Origin of the sequence: Algoriphagus locisalis (genome assembly GCF_900116615.1) — a bacterium.
Lineage (GTDB): Bacteria > Bacteroidota > Bacteroidia > Cytophagales > Cyclobacteriaceae > Algoriphagus > Algoriphagus locisalis.
This window is the reverse complement of the sequence record NZ_FPBF01000002.1, coordinates 501986-524415: the sequence shown is the minus strand read 5'-3', so window position 1 is coordinate 524415 and position 22430 is coordinate 501986. Positions and strand designations below refer to the sequence as shown.

General features: G+C 41.4%; 19 protein-coding genes. 5 read left to right on the top strand and 14 right to left on the bottom strand.

Annotated features, from left to right (window positions below):
- Positions 1 to 2: 2 nt before the first annotated feature.
- The 12 genes from BM386_RS07250 to BM386_RS07195 form a co-directional block, all read right to left on the bottom strand.
- Complete coding sequence (locus tag BM386_RS07250; protein WP_091692395.1) at positions 3 to 305, bottom strand: helix-turn-helix domain-containing protein; 303 nt, start codon at positions 303 to 305, stop codon at positions 3 to 5.
- Positions 292 to 633: a type II toxin-antitoxin system RelE/ParE family toxin gene (locus BM386_RS07245; RefSeq protein ID WP_091692394.1), complete on the bottom strand. Its 342-nt coding sequence runs from the start codon at positions 631 to 633 to the stop codon at positions 292 to 294. The genes BM386_RS07250 and BM386_RS07245 overlap by 14 nt, the downstream gene beginning before the upstream one ends.
- Positions 634 to 708: 75 nt before the next feature.
- Positions 709 to 1986, bottom strand: a complete 1278-nt coding sequence (locus tag BM386_RS07240; protein WP_091692393.1) for an alginate export family protein — start codon at positions 1984 to 1986, stop codon at positions 709 to 711.
- A 145-nt stretch (positions 1987 to 2131) separates the two neighbouring features.
- Complete coding sequence (locus BM386_RS07235; protein ID WP_091692392.1) at positions 2132 to 3574, bottom strand: rubredoxin; 1443 nt, start codon at positions 3572 to 3574, stop codon at positions 2132 to 2134.
- 191 nt (positions 3575 to 3765) lie between these two features.
- The gene (locus BM386_RS07230) at positions 3766 to 7287 is read right to left on the bottom strand and encodes a molybdopterin-dependent oxidoreductase (protein ID WP_091692873.1); all 3522 of its coding nucleotides are present in this window, start codon (positions 7285 to 7287) and stop codon (positions 3766 to 3768) included.
- Positions 7288 to 7390: 103 nt separating this feature from the next.
- The gene (locus BM386_RS07225) at positions 7391 to 8815 is read right to left on the bottom strand and encodes an MFS transporter (RefSeq protein ID WP_091692391.1); all 1425 of its coding nucleotides are present in this window, start codon (positions 8813 to 8815) and stop codon (positions 7391 to 7393) included.
- 549 nt (positions 8816 to 9364) lie between these two features.
- Positions 9365 to 10027, bottom strand: coding sequence for a response regulator (locus BM386_RS07220; protein WP_091692390.1), 663 nt, complete (start codon positions 10025 to 10027; stop codon positions 9365 to 9367).
- Between the two features lie 59 nt (positions 10028 to 10086).
- Positions 10087 to 11898 (bottom strand): sensor histidine kinase, encoded by a 1812-nt coding sequence (locus BM386_RS07215; RefSeq protein ID WP_091692389.1) that lies wholly within the window; start codon positions 11896 to 11898, stop codon positions 10087 to 10089.
- 4 nt (positions 11899 to 11902) lie between these two features.
- Positions 11903 to 12481, bottom strand: a complete 579-nt coding sequence (locus BM386_RS07210; RefSeq protein WP_091692388.1) for a DUF4202 domain-containing protein — start codon at positions 12479 to 12481, stop codon at positions 11903 to 11905.
- Between the two features lie 12 nt (positions 12482 to 12493).
- The gene (gene nirD, locus BM386_RS07205; protein WP_091692387.1) at positions 12494 to 12871 is read right to left on the bottom strand and encodes a nitrite reductase small subunit NirD; all 378 of its coding nucleotides are present in this window, start codon (positions 12869 to 12871) and stop codon (positions 12494 to 12496) included.
- 18 nt (positions 12872 to 12889) lie between these two features.
- Positions 12890 to 15400: a nitrite reductase large subunit NirB gene (gene nirB / locus BM386_RS07200; protein ID WP_091692386.1), complete on the bottom strand. Its 2511-nt coding sequence runs from the start codon at positions 15398 to 15400 to the stop codon at positions 12890 to 12892.
- 552 nt (positions 15401 to 15952) lie between these two features.
- Positions 15953 to 16375: a nucleoside-diphosphate kinase gene (locus BM386_RS07195; RefSeq protein WP_091692385.1), complete on the bottom strand. Its 423-nt coding sequence runs from the start codon at positions 16373 to 16375 to the stop codon at positions 15953 to 15955.
- A gap of 284 nt (positions 16376 to 16659) precedes the next feature.
- Between BM386_RS07195 and BM386_RS07190 the strand changes: the two genes are divergently transcribed.
- The 5 genes from BM386_RS07190 to BM386_RS07170 all read left to right on the top strand — a co-directional run bounded on the left by BM386_RS07190 (position 16660) and on the right by BM386_RS07170 (position 21358).
- Positions 16660 to 17865: a hypothetical protein gene (locus BM386_RS07190; RefSeq protein WP_091692384.1), complete on the top strand. Its 1206-nt coding sequence runs from the start codon at positions 16660 to 16662 to the stop codon at positions 17863 to 17865.
- Between the two features lie 243 nt (positions 17866 to 18108).
- Positions 18109 to 19143 (top strand): DHH family phosphoesterase, encoded by a 1035-nt coding sequence (locus tag BM386_RS07185; protein WP_091692871.1) that lies wholly within the window; start codon positions 18109 to 18111, stop codon positions 19141 to 19143.
- 130 nt (positions 19144 to 19273) lie between these two features.
- Entirely contained in the window at positions 19274 to 20197 is a 924-nt protein-coding gene (locus BM386_RS07180; protein ID WP_091692383.1) for an FKBP-type peptidyl-prolyl cis-trans isomerase, read from the top strand.
- Positions 20198 to 20244: 47 nt separating this feature from the next.
- On the top strand, positions 20245 to 20802 hold the full coding sequence (locus tag BM386_RS07175) for an FKBP-type peptidyl-prolyl cis-trans isomerase (protein ID WP_091692382.1): 558 nt from the start codon (positions 20245 to 20247) through the stop codon (positions 20800 to 20802).
- 1 nt (position 20803) lies between these two features.
- On the top strand, positions 20804 to 21358 hold the full coding sequence (locus BM386_RS07170) for an FKBP-type peptidyl-prolyl cis-trans isomerase (protein WP_091692381.1): 555 nt from the start codon (positions 20804 to 20806) through the stop codon (positions 21356 to 21358).
- Positions 21359 to 21550: 192 nt separating this feature from the next.
- Here BM386_RS07170 and BM386_RS07165 read toward each other — a convergent pair whose 3' ends face one another.
- Entirely contained in the window at positions 21551 to 21865 is a 315-nt protein-coding gene (locus BM386_RS07165) for a hypothetical protein (protein ID WP_091692380.1), read from the bottom strand.
- A gap of 199 nt (positions 21866 to 22064) precedes the next feature.
- Positions 22065 to 22430, bottom strand: a complete 366-nt coding sequence (gene rplS, locus BM386_RS07160) for a 50S ribosomal protein L19 (protein ID WP_091692379.1) — start codon at positions 22428 to 22430, stop codon at positions 22065 to 22067.

The window sequence follows — 22430 nt, the reverse complement described above, 5'->3', positions numbered from 1 at the left end:
GATTACACTTCTACATTAAGGGTTAAATGTCCTCCTAGTCCTTCTCGGATTATTCTCATCAATGTGGATAATCGGATATCGCTCGCGTTATTTTCAATTCTCGAAATGTAATTCTTCGTAGTTCCTACTTTTTCTGCGAGTTGTTCCTGAGTGAGGTTCTGTTTTTTTCTCGCCTCCTGAATCAATACCCCTATTTTAAAAGTTTCGAATCCTTCTTGAAATTTTTGTCGTGACTCAGTGCCGATTTTCCCGTATTGTTGATCTAAATGGTCGTCGAATGAGGTAATTCTTTTATTTGTTTTCATAGTATTCTTTTTTAAGCCGTTCTGCCTTTTTTATTTCCTTAATAGGCGTTTTTTGTGTTTTCTTTTGAAAGCCACCTAGCACAACAATTAAATTTCCCTCATCAAAAAAACAAAACACTCGGAAAATTCCATTGCCAGCTGAAATTCTAACTTCCCAAAGTCCATCGGTATTTGTAAGGTGCTTGAAGAATTTTTCAGGTACCACCCGAGTAGTCCTTATAACCATTAGGGTCCAGTCAATTTTCTCTCTGACAACTTTTTGTTGTTTAAAATAGAAATCCTTGAAATGGTTTTCGTAGAATCCGATTTCTCTTTTAAACTCGCTCATTTAAAGTAAGTTGTTTGCACCCTAACAAAGTTGCCTAAAAAGGTAACCTTTGCCAATTTTATGAAAAATTTCTGATTAATCCTCCTTGAACTTATAAGTAAGCAATCTAGGATTCACAATCAATTGCACCCAACCCCAGTTATTGGTGTTTTCTGAACTTGTTCCGCCTTTCACAGCACTCATACTTTCCGTGGCAAATAGCTGAGAGTAACCCACATTCATTTTCACATATTTTCCCAGCGAGTTACCATAAACCAAGTCTAGCTCTGTGCCTAAATTTTGTGATAAATCGTCGGCCATTTCACCGTTGGCAAAAAACACGTGAGCATTAAGGCCCAAAGTAGATTTCTCGCCGATTGATAAGGCTACTTTGCCATAGAAATCGTTCAGTCCTACATTGTTGGCATGATTTCCCACGTAGAAGTAATCCATGTATCCATTGAATTTATGGTTGGTACCATAAAGAGGGAAGAAGGATTTATTCTTTTCTTCGCCAGCTTGATCTGTACCACTCAATGACTCAAAGCCCCCAATTAAAGTCACTTTTCCAGCTTTATATTTTGCTTCAATCATGTACTGGTATGCGCTCAGATCTGTAGAGGCATTTGCCATTCCGGTTTGCAAATAAGCTGAACCCGTAATAGTGAGAGCAGAAAGCGTGAATGTAAAATAAGTGCCTGTAGTCTGGCGGTAATAAAGTCCGTCTGTCTGAGGAACCGGGTCGCTGGTGTACTTCTGAAAACCATTATTCATAAAGAGAAAGCTAATCGATCCTTTGTCCCATGACTTAGTAAGGTGAGCCATTTGCATGGTTTTGTAGGAGAAAAAACCAGTAATGGTGTAATCGCTTCCCAATGTTTTTTGATTCTCCTGATTGTAAGCAAAAGCTAAATCTAGCTTGAACTTATCCTTCGAATACTGGATCATAGCAGCATCATGAAACCTTCCCTGCATAGCCCAATCCACTCCCCCAAGAATCCGCTGATCATCATACGATATGACTTGACGGCCTAATTTGATTGCCCAGTTGGGGGTAAAAGAATAGCGAAGCCATGCCTGAAAAAGGCCAAAAGAGTCATTACCATCTTCAGCGCTGAGTTGCTGGGTGTCGCCCCAGGTACTTACGTCCTGTACACTTAAATAGAGGCTTAGCTTTTCGTCTTGAAAACCCAAATTGAGTCTAGATCGCTGCGTTACGAATGCAGCTGCTTTGGCGTCCGTTGGGAAGAGACTTCCAAAGCCGTGACGATATTCGAATCTTGGACGAATATCCGCATCAAGTGTGAATTCCTGAGAATAGCCAACTTGATAGTAGGCCAATAGGGTGAGGAGCAGAGTAAAAATTTTTTTCATGATTCAATAAGTTATTTCCGTAAGAAATATACGTAAAAGTACTTATTAAAACCTAATTAAAATACGTAAAAAACTAAGTATTTTAAAAATGGAAAAATAGTGACCCTTTTTTAAACTGATTGAAATACAGTCTATTAGTCTTTACTTAATCTATTTGCTTCTCAAACGTTTTTTTAGTGAACTTAGACTTCGGTGCTTCGCAAAGTGAACAATGATATTCCGAAGGCAAATCTTCAAAAGGAGTCAGCGGAGCAATATCCTGAGATGAATCTCCATAAACGGGATCATAAACTGTTAGACAATCGGAGCATTGGTATGCCTCTGTTTTGACCATCTCCTTTGGTTTACTCTGCTGTTTAGAACCGGCTGGCTTTTTACCTAGCTGCTCAAAATACATCTTACTTAGCTCTATAAGTAATCCTGGCAATTCGACTTTATCCACCTCCTGTACATACACGATGTATTGCTGAGTATTTGGGTCAAAGTTTTTGGCATAGAGCAGATTGTAGGTGTTGCGGATTTTGATGCTTTCCAATCCAACTGGAGGCTGGTTTTTCTCAATAATAATAGAGGTGAAATAGTAAGCTTTTCGGGTGTAATCGGTGATTCCAAAAGTCAATCCGTACGTACTGATGTCTCTTTTGTCAAAGTTTTCCACCAAATACTCCTTAAGCTTAAGAGCAGATTTGTTGTTAACAGGAAGATGCCAATTCAGTTCCAGCATGGAGTGACGCACATTGATTCCGTAACGCCCAAGTAGTCTTTCCCATTCAATCTTTGTGTTTTCAGGGATTCCTTTGATGATAATAGACTTCCAGGGAGTGATGGAGATTTTACCAATTTTACTATCCGCGCAGAGATCGCAAAGTACTTTCAGAAACTCAGTGTAATACTTGTTGTTTCTCCAATACAGCCCCAACCAATAGCGATCATCACCTACGCGATTGATTCCCTCATAATAGGGAAAAGGATAAAAAGGCACTTCCAGAGGAGTATCAACAGTCCTATTATTGGAGTCCACAGCGTCGTTTACCAACTCAAAAAGGAATTCCACAGTTTCGGGTTCTTCTTGAAGAATATCCTCAATAGCCGAAGCTACCTTCGACATATCCCAGCTGTAGATCAGCGCAGGATACATCATGGTATCTTCCCATTCCGGAAGTCGAACGTATAGATACCAGTAATCTTCATGCTGAGATGCAATGAAATTCAGATGGCCTGTAAACAGCGGAACCAAGCGCTGCTTTGGATCCGTGATGTTTATTTTAAGGTTTGGCTGAACTCTAAATTGCTCCAAAATATACAGATATCGATCACCTGTGAGCCAAGGAGTATTCGGGAAAATATCAGAAGAAACATAAGAGGAGACGATGTTTTCCACGCCGATTTCTTCAGGCGAAACCAACTGGAATTTGTCCTGAGCATCAATTTCCAAGCTATCTTCATCCTTGATGAATAGAATGTCTTGGCGAGAGCCCAAAGAAATTGTGTCTAAACCAGCACTTTCTGCCAGTTCCAAAATCTGCTTTAGTTCAGCAGGAGATAGCACTCCGCCTTTAACTACAACTCTTGAGAATGTCTGTTTCATCTGTTTACTTTTCAATGGTCAGATAGCCTTGTCCGGAACATGTTGTCCTACCTATTGACGTATTATTTTTTTCAGCAAATTGTGTCAGTCCGAGCGGAGTCGAGGACAATAATTTTACTTAAATTTAAAAGAGCCTTCGACTTCGCTCAGGCTGACACTACCATCTCACTTATTATTATGAAAGGACGATTTCATGCAAGGACTTTTGATTGATGAAGAATTTCTCTTACCTCTGTTTTGCAACTTCCGCAGCCTAAACCAGCGCCAGTTTGCTGACACAGTTCAGTGAAATCTACGCATCCACCTGCGATTGCTTCTTGTATGTTTCCTTCTCCTACACGACTACAGCTGCAGACTAGTTTACCAATGACAGGTCGTGTGTCTGATGAGCCCATAAGTAGTGATTTTCTCTTTTCGGAAAGCTCGATTTTGTTCTCTATCAAGGATTTGAATTCTGCAAATTCATTTTTGTCCCCCATCAATACGGCTCCTATCAAAAGATCATCCTTGACGATACATTTCTTATAATATCGCCGTTTCATGTCTGTGAAAATGATTTCCTCGTAGGTATCATCATTTTCAGGGATGATGATATCACCAATGCTGCACAGTTCCAAATCCTTGAATTTCAGAATATTCATCAGCACGGATCCGCTATAAATGCTGCTGACATCTCCGGCAATATAATTCGCCAAAATCATCGCTTGCTCTTCTGCTGCTGAGGTGATTCCGAAGAGTTGGTTTTCGAATTCCGCAATCTCACCAATGGCAAAAATGTTGGGGTAATTAGTCTGTAAATGCTGGTTTACCTTGATTCCACGACCACATAAAATGCCGTTATCTTTAGCGATTTTAATGTTTGGTTGAGTACCAATGGCGTAAACTACGGCATTAGCATAAATTATTTTACCACTTTTTAGGGTGATAGAAAGTGATTTTTGCTCTTCGTCATCGAAGACTGTGCTCACTTCATTGTCAAAATACACGTGAATTCCCCGCTCCTGAACATCCAGCGAAAGTAGCTTACTTGACACCTCATCAAGTTGTCGTTCCATGAGTCGGGAAGCACGCTGCACGATTGTCACTTTTACGCGATTGTGTTGTAGTGCTGCAGCGAGTTCCAGACCGAGCAAACCGCCTCCTATGATTACTACATGTTGATTTTCGGGAGGTAATTTGGTTGAATCCAGGTAGTCTTTAAATCGATCCGCATCAATTTTATTCCGCATCGTAAATCTTCCTGGAAGGTCTAATTGCGCATCTTTTGGGATGAAAGCTCTGCTGCCTGTAGCCAGAATCAACCTATCGAAGGGATATTCCTTTCCATCATCATCGACCACAACCTGCTTTTCAGGATCAATTTTTTCTATGGAAAGACCAGTGTGGAGGCTGATTTTTAATTTTTGAAGTTCATATTCCTTGATCTTCTGCAGTTGCTCCCAAGTCAATTCTTCGGTTACATACTCAGGCAAAAGTACCCGGTTGTAAAAAGGATGAGGCTCCTTGGAGAATACATGAATTTGATCCGATTCGTTATGTTCTCGGTAGTTTTGTATAAATCTGAAAGCTGCCGCTCCAGCACCTACGACCACAATTTTCTCAGTGGCTTTCTTGTACTTGGAAACTGATACCGTGGTGAATTTGAAATCCGGTTCTTTAGACTGCGGATCGACCACAGTTTTTGTCAAGTTGTTTGCTCGATTGAGGTCACTTTGCAATTGCTTTCCCCAGTGCATCGGGAGAAAAACAACACCCTCACGAATACTTTTTGAAAGCTTTGCCTTTACTCGGACAATTCCATTTTTGCTTTTTACTTCCACCACATCTCCGTCTTTTACCTTGTCTAGGTATGCGTCGATGGGATTGATCTCCAAAACCGGGCTAGGATAATGTGTGCGAAGTCGGGAAACTTTCCCGGTTTTAGTCATCGTGTGCCATTGATCACGAACACGGCCAGTGGTAAGAATCAGCGGATATTCCTTGCTTGTTTTTTCAGAAGTATTCTCGATTTGAGCGGGAATATTGAAGATTGCTTTTTGAGTCGGAGTGTAGAATTTATTGTCTGCAAAAAGGCGTGGTGTTCCCACATGTCTGTACTCCGGAACTGGCCATTGGAAAGTGCCTTCGTTCTTAAGTCTATCGTAATTCAAGAAGGAAATATCGATGTTCGTGCCCTTGGTCATGGCACAATATTCCTCGTAAATCTCTTCGGTATTATTAAAATTAAAACCTCGGAAACCCATTCTACGGGCAAAATCACAAAGAATTTCTACGTCAGGTCTTGCTTCTCCCGGAGGATTGATGCCCTTGTTCAGGTAGGAGATTCTGCGCTCAGAGTTAGTCATCGTACCTTCTTTCTCCAACCAGCCAGCTGCAGGTAACACCAAATCTGCGTATTCCAATGTATCGGCTTTGTGTGAAATATCCTGAACGACTACGAATTTGGCATTTTTCATTGCCTTTTCGATCTTCTTCGAATTCGGCAAACTCACCATTGGATTGGTGCAAATGATCCAAACAGCCTTCATTTCCCCACTTTCCAACGCCTCAAACATCTCCGTGGCAGAGTATCCCGGCTCCGGGGAAATCTCATTTACTCCCCAGAAATTCGCCACTTCCTGCCGATGAACTGGATTGTTTAGGTCTTTGTGCACTGCCAATAAACTGGCCATTCCGCCGACTTCCCTTCCGCCCATTGCATTAGGTTGTCCTGTTAGTGAGAAAGGACCGTTTCCTGGCTTTCCAATTCTACCAGTCACCAAAGAAAGGTTCAGCAGGGAAAAGTTTTTATCCGTACCTATGGCACTTTGGTTAAGCCCCATTGCCCACATAGAGATGAATCCTTTAGATTCTCCAATGATTTCAGCTACTCTCTTAATATCATCAACAGAAATTCCGCAAAGTTTGGAAGCTTCTTTGAGCGAAGTTGACATCACTTGCTTGCGGTATTGCTGGTAGTTTTCCGTGTTTTTTTCTATGAATTCCTTATCAGCCAGCCCGATGTCTATGATTCTTTTACCGATAGCATTGTACAAAATAATATCAGTACCCGGAATGATTTGCAGGTGAATGTCTGCGAAAGTAGCAGAGTCCGTTTTACGTGGATCGACTACGATGATCTTCACATTCGGGTTTTTTTCCTTATGTTTTTCAAGTCTGCGAAACAGGATTGGGTGACACCAAGCTGGATTTGCGCCAGCGATCAAAAAAGCATCAGCTAGCTCTATATCTTCATAGGAAATGGGAACTGAGTCTTCCCCGAAAGTTTTTTTGTAAGCCACCACGGCCGAACTCATGCAAAGTCGACTGTTGGTATCGATATTATTTGTGCCCAAAAAGCCCTTTGTCAGCTTATTGGCGATGTAATACTCTTCGGTAAGGCATTGGCCTGAAATATAAAACCCCACACTGTTTGGCCCATATTTCTGAATTAAGGACTTGAAAACACCAGCAGCTCTATCCAATGCGTCTTCCCAATTTACCCGTTCACGAGGATGAGATCTGCTCCAGCGCATTTCAGGATATAGAATTCTGTCGGTAGTATCATTCACCACGTAGTGAAGATTCATGCCTTTTGAGCAAAGCATTCCTTGGTTAACGGGATGACTTTGATCGCCTTCGACCTGTACTTTGTTTTGAGCGTCCACACCCGCAACTATTCCGCAGCCGACGCCGCAGTAGGAACAAGTGGTTTTGATTTTTTTATCTGGGATCACTACTCAAGAGTTACAATTGGAAATAGATTAAGACAAAATAGCTCATCCGCAAGACAAATGGTCAATTGCAGAAGAGCTATTTTGGGACTGGTGCTTCAAGTTAATTATCTATTCGGACTAATTCAGGTTGCAATTTGCTTAATTCCACTTCTGCTACTTTTTCATCTTCGGTACTGAATCTGATTGCAAGCGCCACCATGCCGGAGATGACGATCATTCCGCCAATAACTAAGTAGCCAGCCGATACTGCAGAAGCAGCTGCAGCTGATTGTGCGGCTGCCGCGGTTTCAGCTCCAAGCGTTTCACTTGCAATCAATGCGGCCTTTTCAGCCACAGCCGATTTGGAGCTTAGGAAAAGTGCGGCGATGAAAGCACCGAAATTTCCTCCCGCTCCAACTATTCCAGAGATCGATCCTATAGCTTTTCTGTTTACAAAAGGCACTACAGAGAATGTAGCCCCCTCTGCCATTTGCACGGACAGACTGAATGCAATCAGTAGTGCGAAGCCTACAAAAAGGCCTGTGGCCAGAGAAAACATACTGAGCATTAGCCCTTCCACGATTAGTATCGCAGCCAAAAACCAAACCCGGCCTTTTAAACCACGTAATTTTCCAAATTTGTCACCAAAATACCCGCCAAGAGTTCGAGCGAAAATATTCATCAATGCGAATGAAAGCACGATATTTCCAGCAGTGATTCTCTCCAGCTGGAAGGTGTTCTGTAAGTAGTCATCCATAGTTCCATAGACAGTCAGCTCGATACCGAAGCATGCAGCGTACACGATAAAAAGCAACCAAACACGGTAATCTTTGATAGCTTCCATGAAGCCAACTTTGTCTTTTTTAGTAGTAGGAACTTTCACTCCTTTAGCTTCTAATTCTTTGAAGTTGCCTTCTGGTGTGTCTTTGGTAAAGAAGTAATAAACCAAACCCATCGTAAAGCAGACTATTCCCGCAATCACCATGGAATATCTCCAAGCATCTGACTGAGCTACTCCTGCGCCAATGACTATTGCTGCGATGATCGGCATTCCAAGTCTATTTGCTCCTCCGCCTAGATTTCCCCAGCCAGCAGAAGTTGCATTAGCTGTTCCTACTACATTTGAGGCAAACATCAAGGAGGTATGAACTTGGGTGATGACGAATGAAGCACCGATAAATCCTGTTAACAATCTACATATCATAAACTGCATAGGTGTCTGTACTAATCCGCTGAGGACAACAGGAATAGATCCCAATACTAGTAGCCAGGTATAGCAAAGCCTCGGGCCATATTTGTCACAAAGTTTCCCGATAAGTAGTCTGGCGAAAACAGTTCCTGCTACGGCAAGAACTGTAGCATTCCATTTTTGTGAAGGAGTAAGACCAAGGTCCTTGACTACATCAGGCATGAATGGGACTATGCCGAACCATGCGAAAAAGCAGATGAAGAATGCGATAGAAGTGATCCAGAAAGTCCGGATCGGAACGGTTTTAATATCAAGAAGATTTAACCGTGTCGCCTTGTGTGTAAGTAGTGGTTCCATAATACTTATTTTTATCTTCGTTAAAAGTAAGTATAAATACGTAATTACTATAATAAATATGTAATAAAATTAGATAAAAAATAAAAAATACACTTAGATCGGCTCTAAATGGATTAATGACTACTTATAAAACTTAGTGTTTTCTTATGAGGTTTCTTTAATAGTAGGGGTTAAAAAGGGATTCCGCTTGGCAAGTTATCATTGTTACTGGCAAGGGAGTGAATCAACTAACTCTTCGGATTTCTATCAATCAAATTCGATGTATATTATTTTTGTAGCTCCGTAGGAGAGGAATCTTTGTAGAAAACATTGTAACGATGTTTCTAAGCTCCGTAGGAGCGACATAAAGGAAAAAATTCAATAGGTGCCACCCCGCTGGGGCTTTTGGTTTGGGCCGATGATCCCCTATGCTACAAAGATATCGGCCCTCCTGGCCTCGGATCGCTAAGCATTAAAATCTTTCTATTGGAACTGTCTTAAACCACTTTCACTGCAACTGATTACTGACCACTATCTTCACGTGTATCGCATCCCAGTTTACACATGTGTTTAGATCAAATTTAATTCTCGAGATTTGGTGGTGAGCTCCACAAGATTCTTGACATTCATCTTTTTCATTAGGTTAAATCTGTGGACTTCCGCTGTCCTTTTGCTTATCTCTAATGCGTCCGCAATTTCAGTATTTCCTTTTCCTTCCAGTATAAGTTCGAGAATCTGTTTTTCTCTATTCGTCAGATTCGCCAATTCCTCAGGAAGTACATCGGATTTGGAAGAAGTTTGAGCTTTTCCGTTGACAAAATTATTGATGATGTAAGCGGAAACATCTCCGGCAAAAAACTTCCCGCCGCCGGAAATTGTATGTAGAGCTTTCAAGAACTCGCTTTTAGAAGATCCTTTCAACAGGTAACCATCTGCTCCAGCCTGAATAGCTTCCACTACGTATTCTTCCGAATCGTGCATGGATAGGACGAGTTTTTTGATATGTGGAAAAGATTTGGTCATTTCCTTTACAACTTCGAGCCCATTCATCTTTGGCATTCTGATATCCACAATAAGTAAATCGGGATTTTTTACTGCGATTACTTCCAGCGCTTCCATTCCGTCAGATGCCTCGTCAATTACCAGAAATTCTTTTTCACTTTCCAGTAATGATTTTATTCCATCACGTACCAATTCGTGGTCATCTGCTAAAACTATCTTTATTGGGTTCATATGCGCTTAAGTAAATACGTAGTAAAGTAACAGAATTTACGTATAAAAATCTAGGAAATCTAAGTCAAAGGAATGTTGAGCGTGACTTTGGTGCCCTCATTTGGGGATGAATTGATGAATAACCTTCCATTGATGTATTTCACCCGCTCCTGCATAAATGTTAATCCCATTCCCCCTTCTTCGTCTGGCTTGGACTTCAGTTTTGACTTGTCAAAGCCTTTGCCATTGTCATCGACGATGATACTAAGTATATTCTGACTGTGCGAGACAGTGACGATGATATGAGAGGACTCGGCATATTTGATGGCATTGTTGATCGCTTCTTGAGTGATGCGATAGAGATTGATTTCTACCAAAGAATCCAATCTCTGAGAAAATTCAGATTTGTTGAAAAGCACAATATCCTTACCGGTAAGCTTGGAAAGCTCCTGAGTCAATTCCGTGAGTGCCGGCACAATTCCATAATCCTTTAATTCAGGAGGGGTAAGGTTGAACGTCGCAGTTCTTACACCTTTAATAATGTTTGAGGTGAGTTCTTTGAGTTTGATGATCTTCACTTCTGCCTTTTCAGGATCCGTGGTATCCACGCTTTCTAGTAAGTACTTCAACCCAGTAAGCATTTGTCCGATTCCGTCGTGAATATCCTTGGCGATGCGGTTTTGCTCATTTTCCTGGTTCTCGATGATTTGTCTTGAGATCACCTTTTGCTGATGCATTTTTTCCTCAAAACTCTCCTTCGTGAGTTGCTCCACCTGATGCATAAATTCCTTTCGCTTGGTGATATCCAGGCAAATCAGAATCAATTCGGATTTGTCTTCAGCGGAGTTGAAAGGGATCATGGATACATCCAGCCAGATGTCTTCCCCTGTCTGAGAGGTGGTTTTGAATTCCCCTTCCCAGCCAGCTTTTTTGTTTTCCGCGATGATTCGATCTATGGTAAGCTGCTCATTCTCAAGTGGGGAAAGTAAATCGGAAATCTTCGCGTTGATATTGAATTTTTGGGCTTTATAAAGTCTGCTAAAACGCTCGCCAATATGGGTAATGTATCCTTCAGGGGTGATTCTGGCAAATAGCAGAATCTGGTCCATTGCTTTACTCAATGCTTGTAGTTCCCGAACCGACTTTTCTTTGGATTGGCTCAGGATATCTGCATTCTTCGCCATTCGGATAGCTTTTTCCTCTGCATCCATCAGCTCGTGAATACTTGCTTTCATAGCTTTTGCTGAAGGCCAAAAAATGATCAAAAACTCACCCACCAAAACTAAAAGCGTAAAGACTGTGATGAGTAACTCTAGTCGCTTTAGGCTCTCAACTTTTGCCTTTGCCTCTGAATCATATTGGTTTACAATCTCATCCATTTTCACCAAAAAGCTATTCGCGTTGGTATTTATGGTCTTCAATTGCGCGGCAATAGCAGTTGAATCTGCAGAATTGGCCGATTTTAGAAAAATGAAGTTTTGGGTGGCTTCAATTACTTGTTTGAAGTAAGGGTTGATCTCCTCAAACATCTGGGTTACTTCAGGACTATTTTCTACACTGAAATCTTGGGATTCATCTCCATATTGTAGGATTTGATGAGCCGTTACCCAGCGATCCATGGTGTATTGAATCGAGTCGGTCAGCGAAGGAATTGCTTCAGGAGATTTTGTCACAGAGAGCAAAAGCACTTCCTTGTTTAGCTTTTGACTCAGCATTCGCTGACGACCAGCCACATTGACCAGCCGGCTATCATTTTCCTGATCATTCAGGTATTTTCTGATGAGAAGTTGGCTCGCGATCAGAGAAAAGGCAATTGCTCCTAAGGCAATAATATAGAGTCTTCGGAGACGATTAAAAGTTTCTTGATCAAGCGATCGCGGTGTACCGGTCATTTGTTTAAGTAATAGCTTGCTTTACTAATTCTAAGCTTGAAGGAGAAAATGGTAATTGTAATGCGGCTCTATGTCCTTTTTCAGACATTTTAGCCCAGGTTTTTTGAAGAATATCGATGATCTTGGCATCCTCATGTTTGGCAGCAAATTCCTCGAAATAATATTCCAGAAATACCAGGCAGATTACATCTTCCATGGTTTGAGTATCAGGATCTGTTTTCAATTGCTTCTTTCTGATCAGGAATTTTGCTCGTTCTATGGTCTCTTCATCATAGCCGGCTTCCTGGAGAATTTCAGCAGCCATGTCCGCATGCATCTTTTTCAGTTCTTCTCTCCACCTGAGATAACCGACTCTGTCCATCGGGTAATCTGATCTCGGGATTTTCCATCTGCCGATGTGCTGTGCTCTGACAGCGAGCTGCATAGCCTCGGAAGCTTCGGGATCAAACTGATCCAGTTTTTCGGTCATACGGATGGAGTACAACAGTTCTTTTGCAATCTCTTTTCCAGCAACTACTTCTTTGATGGGGTCTTCCGCATTGACCTGATCGATCAATGTGATTGCTTTCTGGAATTTGTTCATGTGTCAATTGGATTAATCTGCGAATCCAATATATACATTTCCCTCCTGAATCCTGACCGGATAAGTCGCAATACTATATTCTTCTCCGTTCAGATTACTGCCATCTTCCAAGGAAAAGGTCTTCTTATGAAGCGGACAAGCCACTTTTGGAATTCCCTGAGAATCCCCTGTCATGCCACGGCTGAGCACCATTTCCATCTTGTGTGGACAAAGGTTTTGGCAGGCATACCAGGAGTTTGTTCGGGTAAAATGATACACTGCTATTTGCTTGGCATTGTATTTCACACAGGCTCCCGCATTCTCTGGAAAGTCATCCGTTTGACCTACTTTGATCCAATGGATAGCATGTTCCTCAGCTACAGATTGATAGTTTTTTAATAATTCTTCCATGATCTTATTCTTATTGGATTACCAAGGTCTAGGCATTTTTTGATCTCTCATTGGGACAAAAACCAAGCTTTCGTCGGTCTCATCCGAGTTGACAAAAGGCTTGAATCGCTTCATCATCTGTGGATCTTCGATGGCTTCTTTCCATTCGCATGCATAGCGCTGCACCAATTCTTCCATTTCAGCTTCCAGTTCCTCACCAATTCCGAGGCTGTCTTCCACTATTACTTTTTTCAAGTATTCTATGCCACCCTCCAGCTTGTCCAGCCAAGGAGCTGTGCGTTGCAAAGGGGCAGCTGTTCTGATGTAATACACAAGGAATCTATCGAGGTATTTGATGCAGGTTTCGTCGTCTAGTTTTTCTGCTAAAAGGATTGCGTGCTTTGGAGTAGCCCCGCCATTTCCACAGACGAACAGGTTCCATCCGCCTTCTACCGCGATCACACCAAAGTCTTTTCCTCTTGCTTCTGCGCATTCGCGGATACATCCGGATACGCCACCTTTGAGTTTGTGTGGCGAACGAAGGCCTTTGTAGCGTTCTTCGATTCGGATCGCAAAGCTCACGCTGTCGTGTAATCCATAGCGACACCAGGTTGAGCCTACACAGCTTTTAACAGTTCTAAGTGATTTGCCATAGGCGTGACCACTTTCAAATCCCGCATCAATCAATTCTTTCCAGATCATCGGAAGCTCATGGAGCTGCGCGCCAAAAAGATCAATTCGCTGGCCGCCGGTGATTTTGGTGTAGAGATCGTATTTCTTAGCAACTTGTCCCAATACCATCAATTTCTCAGGAGTAATCTCTCCTCCCGGAACTCTTGGTACCACGGAGTAGGTGCCGTTTCTTTGAATATTTGCCAAAAATCTATCGTTCGAATCCTGGATAGGAGCCTGTCGATTGGCGGTTTCCATATAGATACTTGCGAAAATCGATGCCAAAACAGGTTTGCAGGTTTCGCAACCATGTCCTTTGCCATGGCGATCCAGCGCTTCGTCAAAATCCATGATGCTGTGGAGCTTTACCAGATCGTACATTTCCTGACGACTGTATTCGAAGTGCTCGCATATCGTTTCTTTCACTTCCTGTCCCATGGACTTTAACGTCTCTTTCACCAAATCCGTCACCATGGGTTTACAGCCACCACAGGAGCTGGAAGCTTTGGTGCTTTTCACTACATCTTTGAAAGAACAGCATGCGCCGCTTGTGATTGAGTCACATATCGTTCCTTTGCTGACTGCCTCACAGGAACAAATCTGAGCCGTGTCTGGAAGATCCAATACAGATCCCAGCGCGCTTTTGCTTTCTCCACCTCTGGATCCCAAGATCAAATCTTCCGGATTCTCTGGAAGCTTCATCGCATTAATGTAGAGCTGAAACAGGGTATTGTAATCTGAAGAATCTCCGACCATGATTCCGCCGAGAAGTTTGGAACCGTCTTTGGCTATGTTGATTCTTTTATAAACTCCACGCTGTTTGTTTTCATAAACAATCGCGGTGACCTCGTCATTTTCGATAAATGGGTCTCCAAATGACGCGACTTCAGTCCCAACCAATTTTAGTTGGGTGGACATGTCGATGGATGGGCTCATGAGCTTTTCTCCCCCGGTGATCTGGTCCACTGCCACTCCAGCCATCTCATATCCTGGAGCCACTAGTCCGTATATTCCATTATTATAAAGTGCCACTTCTCCGATTGCGTAGATCGCCGGATCGGAGGTTTCCATTTTGTTATTTACATAAACTCCACCGCGCTCACCGGTTTTCAAGCCACTTTTCACTGCCAATTCATCCCTAGGTCGAATGCCTGCGGAAATGATCAGCATGTCGGTGTAGAGCGAAGTCTCGTCAGTAAAATTAATTTTTTCTATACCGCCCTCTCCTACGATTTCTTGGGAGTTTTTGCCCAAGTGAATTTTCATCCCTAGGCTTTCAATCTTGGTTTGAAGCATGTTGCTGGCAGCTTTGTCAAGCTGACGGGGCATAAGGCGGGGCGCGAATTCAATCACTTCCGTTTGCATGCCTAGCTCTTTTGCTGCATTTGCTGCTTCCAGACCTAGCAATCCACCACCTAAAACAGAAGCCTTGTATTTCCCTTCATGCTTCAGTTTCTGAGCGTAGTCCTTGATCGCATCAAGATCTTCGATGGTTCTGTAGATAAATACCCCGGGCTTGTCCACACCTTTAATATTCGGAACAAAGCAGGAAGATCCCGTCGCTAAAACCAGGTAGTCGTATTCGAAATAGTCATGCTTATGGGTGAAGACACGTTTGGTCTCGGTTTCAATATCCGTGATCATTTCACCTGTTCGAAGGGTGATTCCGTTCTCAGCGTACCATTCTCGCGCAGCCAACAGCAGCTTATCCGCAGAGTCCAGCGTGAAATATTCGCTTAGGTGAACACGATCGTAAGCTGGTCTTGATTCCTCGCCGAAAACGGTGATTTCAAACTGATCGCGAAGTGGGTGGGAAGCTAGTTTTTCGCAAAACTTATATCCTACCATTCCATTTCCTATGACAATAACTTTCTTCATGGCTACGTAATTTAGAACTCAAATATAAGTATAAATACGTAATTACAAATAAATATCTAGATAAATACTTATTTAGAATAAGTATTAAAAAAGGTCTTGAAAAGGTTTAAAAGTACTTTTTTTGTAATAAATACTATGATTACTCATATTCCAGTCTATAAATACGTATTTTTTATTTCACTAAGTGATAAGAAGTACGTAAGTGATTTCTTTAGAAAAGTTGAGTGTGAATGAATGCAGGGAATTAGGGTTTATTATGTTAAAAGTTGGATGTTTAGTTCAAGACTTCAGTCTTGGACTCAGGATAATGCAGTCTTCAGACTGCTATCGTTAAAGCAAACACCTAAATTGTCGTCTGAAGACTACATTCTTATTGGCACAAGCTAGGAGACTTGCATCAGTGAGTAGTGGGGTCAAAAAAATCCTGCTTCTGGAGAAGCAGGATAACGCTACTTTGCGCTCTCCGTGTCATCCTCTGCGCTCACTGTGGTTAAATACAAATAAAAAAAGCACCCCAAATCGGAGTGCTTTAAATTTTATTTTCAGTGGGAATTAACCTACTCTTTCAGTCTGAGAGAAGTAGAATGCTCCTTCGTTAGCGGCGTTTTCGTCTGAGTCAGAACCGTGGACAGCATTCGCTTCGATAGACTTAGCGAAGATCTTACGGATGGTTCCTTCTGCAGCATCAGCAGGATTGGTAGCACCGATCAATTTTCTGAAATCTTCCACCGCATTATCTTTTTCCAAAATCGCTGCGATGATTGGGCCAGAAGACATATAAGAGCAAAGATCAGCGTAGAATGGTCTTTCTGAGTGAACTTCGTAGAATTTACCAGCTAGAGCCGGAGTCAATTGGGTAGCTTTCATGGCTACGATTTTGAAGCCTGCTTCTTCGATCATTTTAAGGATTGCTCCTGAGTTGCCTGCTGAGAAAGCATCAGGCTTGATCATGGTGAATGTTCTGTTAGTTGCCATGTTATTGGTATTTCATTGGTTTAAATCGGGCGCAAAAATAGGGGAATCCCCGTGGTAATCCGAAATAAATTCAAAAATTAAGCGCTATTTCATTCAGATTCAGCTGAATCTAGGTTTCTCCTTCCTTAAAATGTGATTTATGTATCAGCTTTAAATGCATGGATATCAAAATTCATTTGTCCTGAAATAAGCCCTAGATCCTCAGTGAGTTAAGTTTAGTTAAACCCTTTGTCTCCATTTATTTTTTTTGGAAATTATTAGGAGTAATCAAACTGTGACTTTTCATGAAGAATCAAGCAAAGCAATTCTTACTTTTTCTAGCATCGAAAATATACCTCTTAGGACTTTTAATGATTCTCCTGGCATGCTCTTCCAGAGGAGGAGGTGAATTAGAGTATTCATCTGCAAAACCGGGAATTTCAATAGAAATTATAGATACCATCCGGATTGATTATCTAGGAAATTTTACGGTACATGATATTGACCCTATTGGGGAGCACGTATTATTTATGGAGCATAGGGAATCAGATGCTACCATTTATATAGCTGACTTCTCTGGGGAAGTGTTATTTGAACATTACAAGTCTAGGGATACTCCGGATACTTATGGAAAATTGTTGACCACTTTAAAGTTTTTGGACGGGGAGAAGTTTTTTGCATATGGAAGCCAAGGGCTGTTAACGTATGAGTTTGATGGGACTTTGGTTTCCCTTATTAAACCAGATGATTATTCACTTCCTTATGGTTTAGCTTGGGGAATGGGCATTTCTTTAATTCCATATAATACCAAGCTGCTTTTCGCAGGCCAGAATAATATGCCAAGAGATTACTCTGAGCCGGAATTCTACGAAGAAGTTCAATTTCTCACTTGGCTTGATCCGGCGACAGGTGAAATAGAGAGATTCAACAATTTACCCGATACCAGTCTGTTTAGGTCTGGTAAGTTTTATCATACCGCCGCCACACGTCCGAACGCGGAGCTAGTGGGCAATTCTATTTATATGACATACGGGATAGAACCTGCTATTTATGAATTCTCAGCTGATCCACCTTATGAGTTAAGATCGAGCTTTACAATAGATCTCCCGGAATACCATTATTTCGAAGGTGCTTCGAAGTATGTTAATGATGTTCATTTGTATGGCAATGGGATAACTTCAGGAAGAATCTCTCATATCTTGAAAGCTGGAGAATACTGGTTGGTGAACTATTTCCCTGGATATAATGCCACTGATCGTAATAGAACTTTTGAATCAATGGCTTCAGAAGAAAGGCAGCAGTTCTATCAAGAAATGAGAGATAAATATAAGAGTAAAACTATAGCCTTGGATAGTGAAGGGAAGCAGGTTCCACTACAATTCGATGAAATCTTACAGAGGAGAAATATTACTTGTAGAAATGGAAGATATTTTATGGTCGCCCCAAGTAATCCAGATATTGAGCAGGAGTTTTTTGAGATTTATGAATTAGCGATTCACACAAATAAATAGGTGATTTTATACGCTTATTTTAGTCTAATACTATTAGATAGATGAACGTAGCTTGGTGTTTTATAGCAGTGGACATTCAATCTATTGCTCTTCTAGTGGAGCTTACAAGAGCCAAATTACTTGTAATCAACTTAAGCTAATCCTTAGAGTACTCATTATCAATACACTAGTATAATTGGGAATTGTCAAAAAATTCCTGACCTTTGCGAGCTACAAGAGCCAAAAAGCAGCTAAATGTATAAAATGGAAGCTTTAGCCTCGTTTAAGAGAGAGATATCTTCACCCAAAAAAATATTCATCACTACTCACGTTAAGCCCGATGCCGATGCATTGGGATCTTCTTTGGGATTGGCTAATTACCTGCTCAAGAAAGGACATGAGGTAACTGTGGTGACTCCAACGGATTATCCTTCGTTTCTAAACTGGATGAAAGGCAATGATTCTGTATTGGATTTTAGTAATCCTTCGCAGACTGAACTTGCTACCAAGAAATTAAATGAAGCGGAAATAATCTTTTGTCTGGATTTCTCGGTTTTAAATAGGGTAAATGAATTGGGCGAAATGATCCGTATGTCGGACGCATATATCGTCAATATAGATCATCATCAGGATCCTGAAGATTTTGCGGATTTCCGTGTATGGAGTACTCAAGCCGCGGCGACCTGCGAATTGGTGTATGAGATGGTGGTGCAGCTTGGTGATGAAGATCTCCTTGACAAGGATATAGCAGAATGTCTCTATGCGGGCATTATGACTGATACAGGTGGATTCAGACATCCAAATACTACCAAGAATGTTCACTTAGTTGTAGCAGAATTGCTGGACTTGGGAGCTGACAGTTCCCAGATTGCCAACTGGATCTATGACTCCAATTCGGTAAACAGACTAAAATTTATAGGCTTTGCGATCAGCCGCCGTTTAGTTGTTCACGAGGATCTTCATATGGCCTATTTTGCCATCAGCAAAAAAGATCTTAAAAAATACCAAAGCCGCACTGGCGATACCGAAGGTTTGGTCAATTATGCATTATCTTTGGATGGGATAAAGCTGGCTGCCCTATTTTCGGAACGCGAAGATGGTATCAAAATCTCTTTCAGATCTTCCAGTGAAGTGGCTGTCAACAAGTTTGCTGCAGAATACTTCGATGGAGGTGGACATAAAAATGCCTCAGGAGGTAAGTCCACATTGAGTTTAAAAGATACCGTTGAGCGATTTGAAACTTTGGTAGAAGAACATCAGGAAGATTTATTCCGGGTTGTTCCGGCTACTGTAGATTAAATAGCCTTGCAACTTGCCCTAATTCCTTGAAAAATCACACATTCTTTAAGAAATCGAGCCTGTCGGAAATCAGAAGTTAAATTCTGCTTGCTGCAGTTAGATATGACCTTTGAAAAACAATTATAATCTGATGAAAAATTCAAAAAGCCTTTTGGCAATCCTAGCTCTATTAGTGGGAGCAACTACCTTGACTTCCTGTAAAAAAACGAAAGTCACAGAGAAAGACGGTATAGAATATACGTATGTGAAAGAAGGAAATGAAAAAGCTCCGAATGGTGAGTTTTTGCTTTACAACCTTGAGATAGTGACGGCTACCGATTCCGTGATTTATTCTACCCTTGAACAACCTTTTCCCGGTTACATGCAGGTAAATGATTCTATGGCTGTCACTAATGGAATGGATGAGATTTTTTCGGGCTTGAGAAAAGGCGATAGTATTGCCTTTGAATCTGTAGCTAAGACTGTTTTCGGGAATAACTTTCCTCCATTTCTGAAGGAAGATGATGTGATCAAAGTAAGATTAGGAGCTTTTGAAATCATGAACGAAGAAGCTATTCAGGCTTACTTCGAGAAGGTCATGGCTGCTGAAGAAGTGAAGAGAGAAGAAAGAGCCGCAGAGCGATTAGTTGAAGAGGACAAGATTATTCAAGAATACCTTACAGAGAAAGGTCTGGAAGCTCAGAAGACTGAGAGTGGACTTTATTATATAATCGAAGAAGAGGGAACTGGTGATCCGGTTACTCCTGGTACTTCGATGTCTGTAAACTATGCTGGATACCTGATTGACGGAACCTTATTCGATACTTCTATTGAGGCGCTTGCAAAGGAAAAAGGAATATTCACCGAAGGAAGACCCTACGAGCCACTTCCAGTATCAGTAGGAATGGGCCAAGTTATTCCAGGATGGGATGAAGGTTTGTTGCTTTTGAAGAAAGGATCAAAAGGTAAATTTCTGATTCCTTCCCCTCTTGGGTATGGAGAGAATGCGATGGGAGCTAAAATTCCTGCTAACTCTATCCTTATTTTCGACGTTGATGTAGCGGATGTAAAGTAAGCTTCGTAGAGTAGATAATTCAAATTAATACAACAAAACCAACTACGATGAAATTTAGAGTATTTTCCATTTTAAGCCTGATTGCAGGAAGTCTTGCCTTAGCATCTTGTATCGATGAGCAAGCTACTGACGAAGTGATCTTCAATGAGGATCTTGCAGAGATTGATGGATACCTGGATACAGCTTCTATTGTCAGTGTAAGGGAGCTTTATGATGCTGGCTTCGGAATTACTATTGTATGGCAGGAATTAGGCGGTACTGGATTAAAATCAGAACCAGGAGATACGCTTAGTGTAAATTACACAGGAAGATTGCTTTCAAATCAAGTTTTTGATACCTCTTTAGAACAAGTTGCTAAGGATAATAATATCTTTTCATCCGCAAGAGATTATGAGCCGCTTGAGTTTATTTTGGGCACACAAGGACTTATCACTGGCTTTCAAGTAGGTCTTTTGAATATGGAAAAGGGAGACAAGGCTACGGTCTTTATGCCTTCCAGACACGCTTATGGAAGACAGGGTACTCAAGATGGAAGGATTCCGGCAAATACCCCGATTATGTTTGAACTAGAACTCGTAGAGTTGCTACCTGGACCACAAGAATAACATGACGATACAACGCACAAGTATTTTCTTATTTTTAATCTTAGCCATCGCATTTGCTAGTTGTGATGCACAGAACCCTTTTGATACAGGGCCTCCATACGATCTAGAGGGTAATCTTGCCAAAGACAGTCTTTTGATCGTAGAGTACCTTCAGACTGCTGAAATAGATAGTCTTTATCGTATCCATGACCCGAGTGGTGTAGTGATCATTGTTCAGGAAGAAGGTGAAGGCACACGTCCAATTAATGGGAATGTCATATACACTGATTATACAGGCTCCTTAATGAGTGATGGGTCGGTGTTTGATACTACTGATGAAGATGTGGCGAAAGACAGTGATATCTATGTAGAAGGTAGAGATTACCGGGTTTTTACTTTTCAAATTAACTCTGGGACGGTGATCCAGGGTTGGGATATTGCTTTCAGGCGTTTAAGGCCTGGCTCGAAAGCTCAGCTCATTATTCCTTCACCATGGGGATATAGGAGTAACTCTACAGAAAGAATACCTGAAAACTCAGTGTTGATTTTTGATGTAGATTTTAGAGGAATAGAATAAACAAAAAAGAGAGCTTCGGCTCTCTTTTTTGTTTATCACCCTTTTTGAAAACTACACCCAATATGGATAAGCTGCCGACGATGAGCTTGTTTAGTAGGCTTTCTCGATAATCCGAAGAATTGGGTTTTTAGATGGAAATGTAAATCACCAGTGATAGTTTGAATAACCGCAGGATTTTAGAAAATAGTTGACTTAGTGTACTTGGTGCGTAGCTTGGTTTTCTAGTTCAATTTTTTTGCCTAACCAGCCCAAAACCAAAAAGCTAATTAAAAACCCCAACGCAGGCATGGAAAAGAATACTACATGCCAAAAGACTGAGTTGGCTGTAGGATAGTAGTCATAAAACTCAGTCTGAATAGACAGATCCCAATCCGTCAATATGCCCAATGAGGCGAGGTAAATCATGTACAGAAATACTGCCACCATGACTGCCGAAAAGATCATCCCTAGCCGAATGAAAACTTTGGCAAGTCGGTAGCTGGGGTCGAAAGATACTGAAGTATTCATAGCTGAAAATTTTTGATAAAAATGCGTTTCAAATTGCTGCTAACCAATTATTTAACGTTAAATCCTTTTAAAAGTATCTGTGGGGTAAGTTTTTTCTGGCTAAAAGTCATTTTAGCGAATTGACCATTCCTTTTCAACTCAGCTTATAAAAAAAGGAACCCATTGCTGAGTTCCTTTTTGATTTCAGTCGTGTGAAATATTACTTTCTCACTCTGATTTTTTCCTTGATACGTGCAGCTTTACCCTGACGTCCTCTTAGGTAGAATAGACGAGCTCTTCTTACTTTACCTTGTCTCAATAGATCGATTTGCTCGATCGCAGGAGAGATGATAGGGAAGATTCTTTCTACACCGATACCATTGGATATTTTTCTTACCGTGAAAGTCTCACCGTTAGAGTTAGGGTTTCTACGCTGGATCACAGTTCCCTGGAACTGCTGGATACGCTCCTTGCTACCTTCTTTGATACGTACGTGTACGTTGATGGTATCGCCAGCTTTGAATGAAGGGAATTTAGCTCTAACCTCGCTGTATTCCGCTTCTACTATTTTCATTAGATCGCTCAT

Bases quoted from the DNA above. Each gene is read 5' to 3' on its own strand.
- BM386_RS07180 (WP_091692383.1), top strand. From the start codon at position 19,274: ATGAAAAATTCAAAAAGCCTTTTGGCAATCCTAGCTCTATTAGTGGGA.
- BM386_RS07195 (WP_091692385.1), bottom strand. From the start codon at position 16,375: ATGGCAACTAACAGAACATTCACCATGATCAAGCCTGATGCTTTCTCA.
- BM386_RS07240 (WP_091692393.1), bottom strand. From the start codon at position 1,986: ATGAAAAAAATTTTTACTCTGCTCCTCACCCTATTGGCCTACTATCAA.
- BM386_RS07170 (WP_091692381.1), top strand. From the start codon at position 20,804: ATGACGATACAACGCACAAGTATTTTCTTATTTTTAATCTTAGCCATC.
- rplS (WP_091692379.1), bottom strand. From the start codon at position 22,430: ATGAGCGATCTAATGAAAATAGTAGAAGCGGAATACAGCGAGGTTAGA.
- BM386_RS07185 (WP_091692871.1), top strand. From the start codon at position 18,109: ATGGAAGCTTTAGCCTCGTTTAAGAGAGAGATATCTTCACCCAAAAAA.
- BM386_RS07215 (WP_091692389.1), bottom strand. From the start codon at position 11,898: ATGACCGGTACACCGCGATCGCTTGATCAAGAAACTTTTAATCGTCTC.
- BM386_RS07245 (WP_091692394.1), bottom strand. From the start codon at position 633: ATGAGCGAGTTTAAAAGAGAAATCGGATTCTACGAAAACCATTTCAAG.
- nirB (WP_091692386.1), bottom strand. From the start codon at position 15,400: ATGAAGAAAGTTATTGTCATAGGAAATGGAATGGTAGGATATAAGTTT.
- BM386_RS07235 (WP_091692392.1), bottom strand. From the start codon at position 3,574: ATGAAACAGACATTCTCAAGAGTTGTAGTTAAAGGCGGAGTGCTATCT.
- BM386_RS07190 (WP_091692384.1), top strand. From the start codon at position 16,660: ATGAAGAATCAAGCAAAGCAATTCTTACTTTTTCTAGCATCGAAAATA.
- BM386_RS07175 (WP_091692382.1), top strand. From the start codon at position 20,245: ATGAAATTTAGAGTATTTTCCATTTTAAGCCTGATTGCAGGAAGTCTT.
- nirD (WP_091692387.1), bottom strand. From the start codon at position 12,871: ATGGAAGAATTATTAAAAAACTATCAATCTGTAGCTGAGGAACATGCT.
- BM386_RS07220 (WP_091692390.1), bottom strand. From the start codon at position 10,027: ATGAACCCAATAAAGATAGTTTTAGCAGATGACCACGAATTGGTACGT.
- BM386_RS07225 (WP_091692391.1), bottom strand. From the start codon at position 8,815: ATGGAACCACTACTTACACACAAGGCGACACGGTTAAATCTTCTTGAT.
- BM386_RS07210 (WP_091692388.1), bottom strand. From the start codon at position 12,481: ATGAACAAATTCCAGAAAGCAATCACATTGATCGATCAGGTCAATGCG.
- BM386_RS07165 (WP_091692380.1), bottom strand. From the start codon at position 21,865: ATGAATACTTCAGTATCTTTCGACCCCAGCTACCGACTTGCCAAAGTT.
- BM386_RS07250 (WP_091692395.1), bottom strand. From the start codon at position 305: ATGAAAACAAATAAAAGAATTACCTCATTCGACGACCATTTAGATCAA.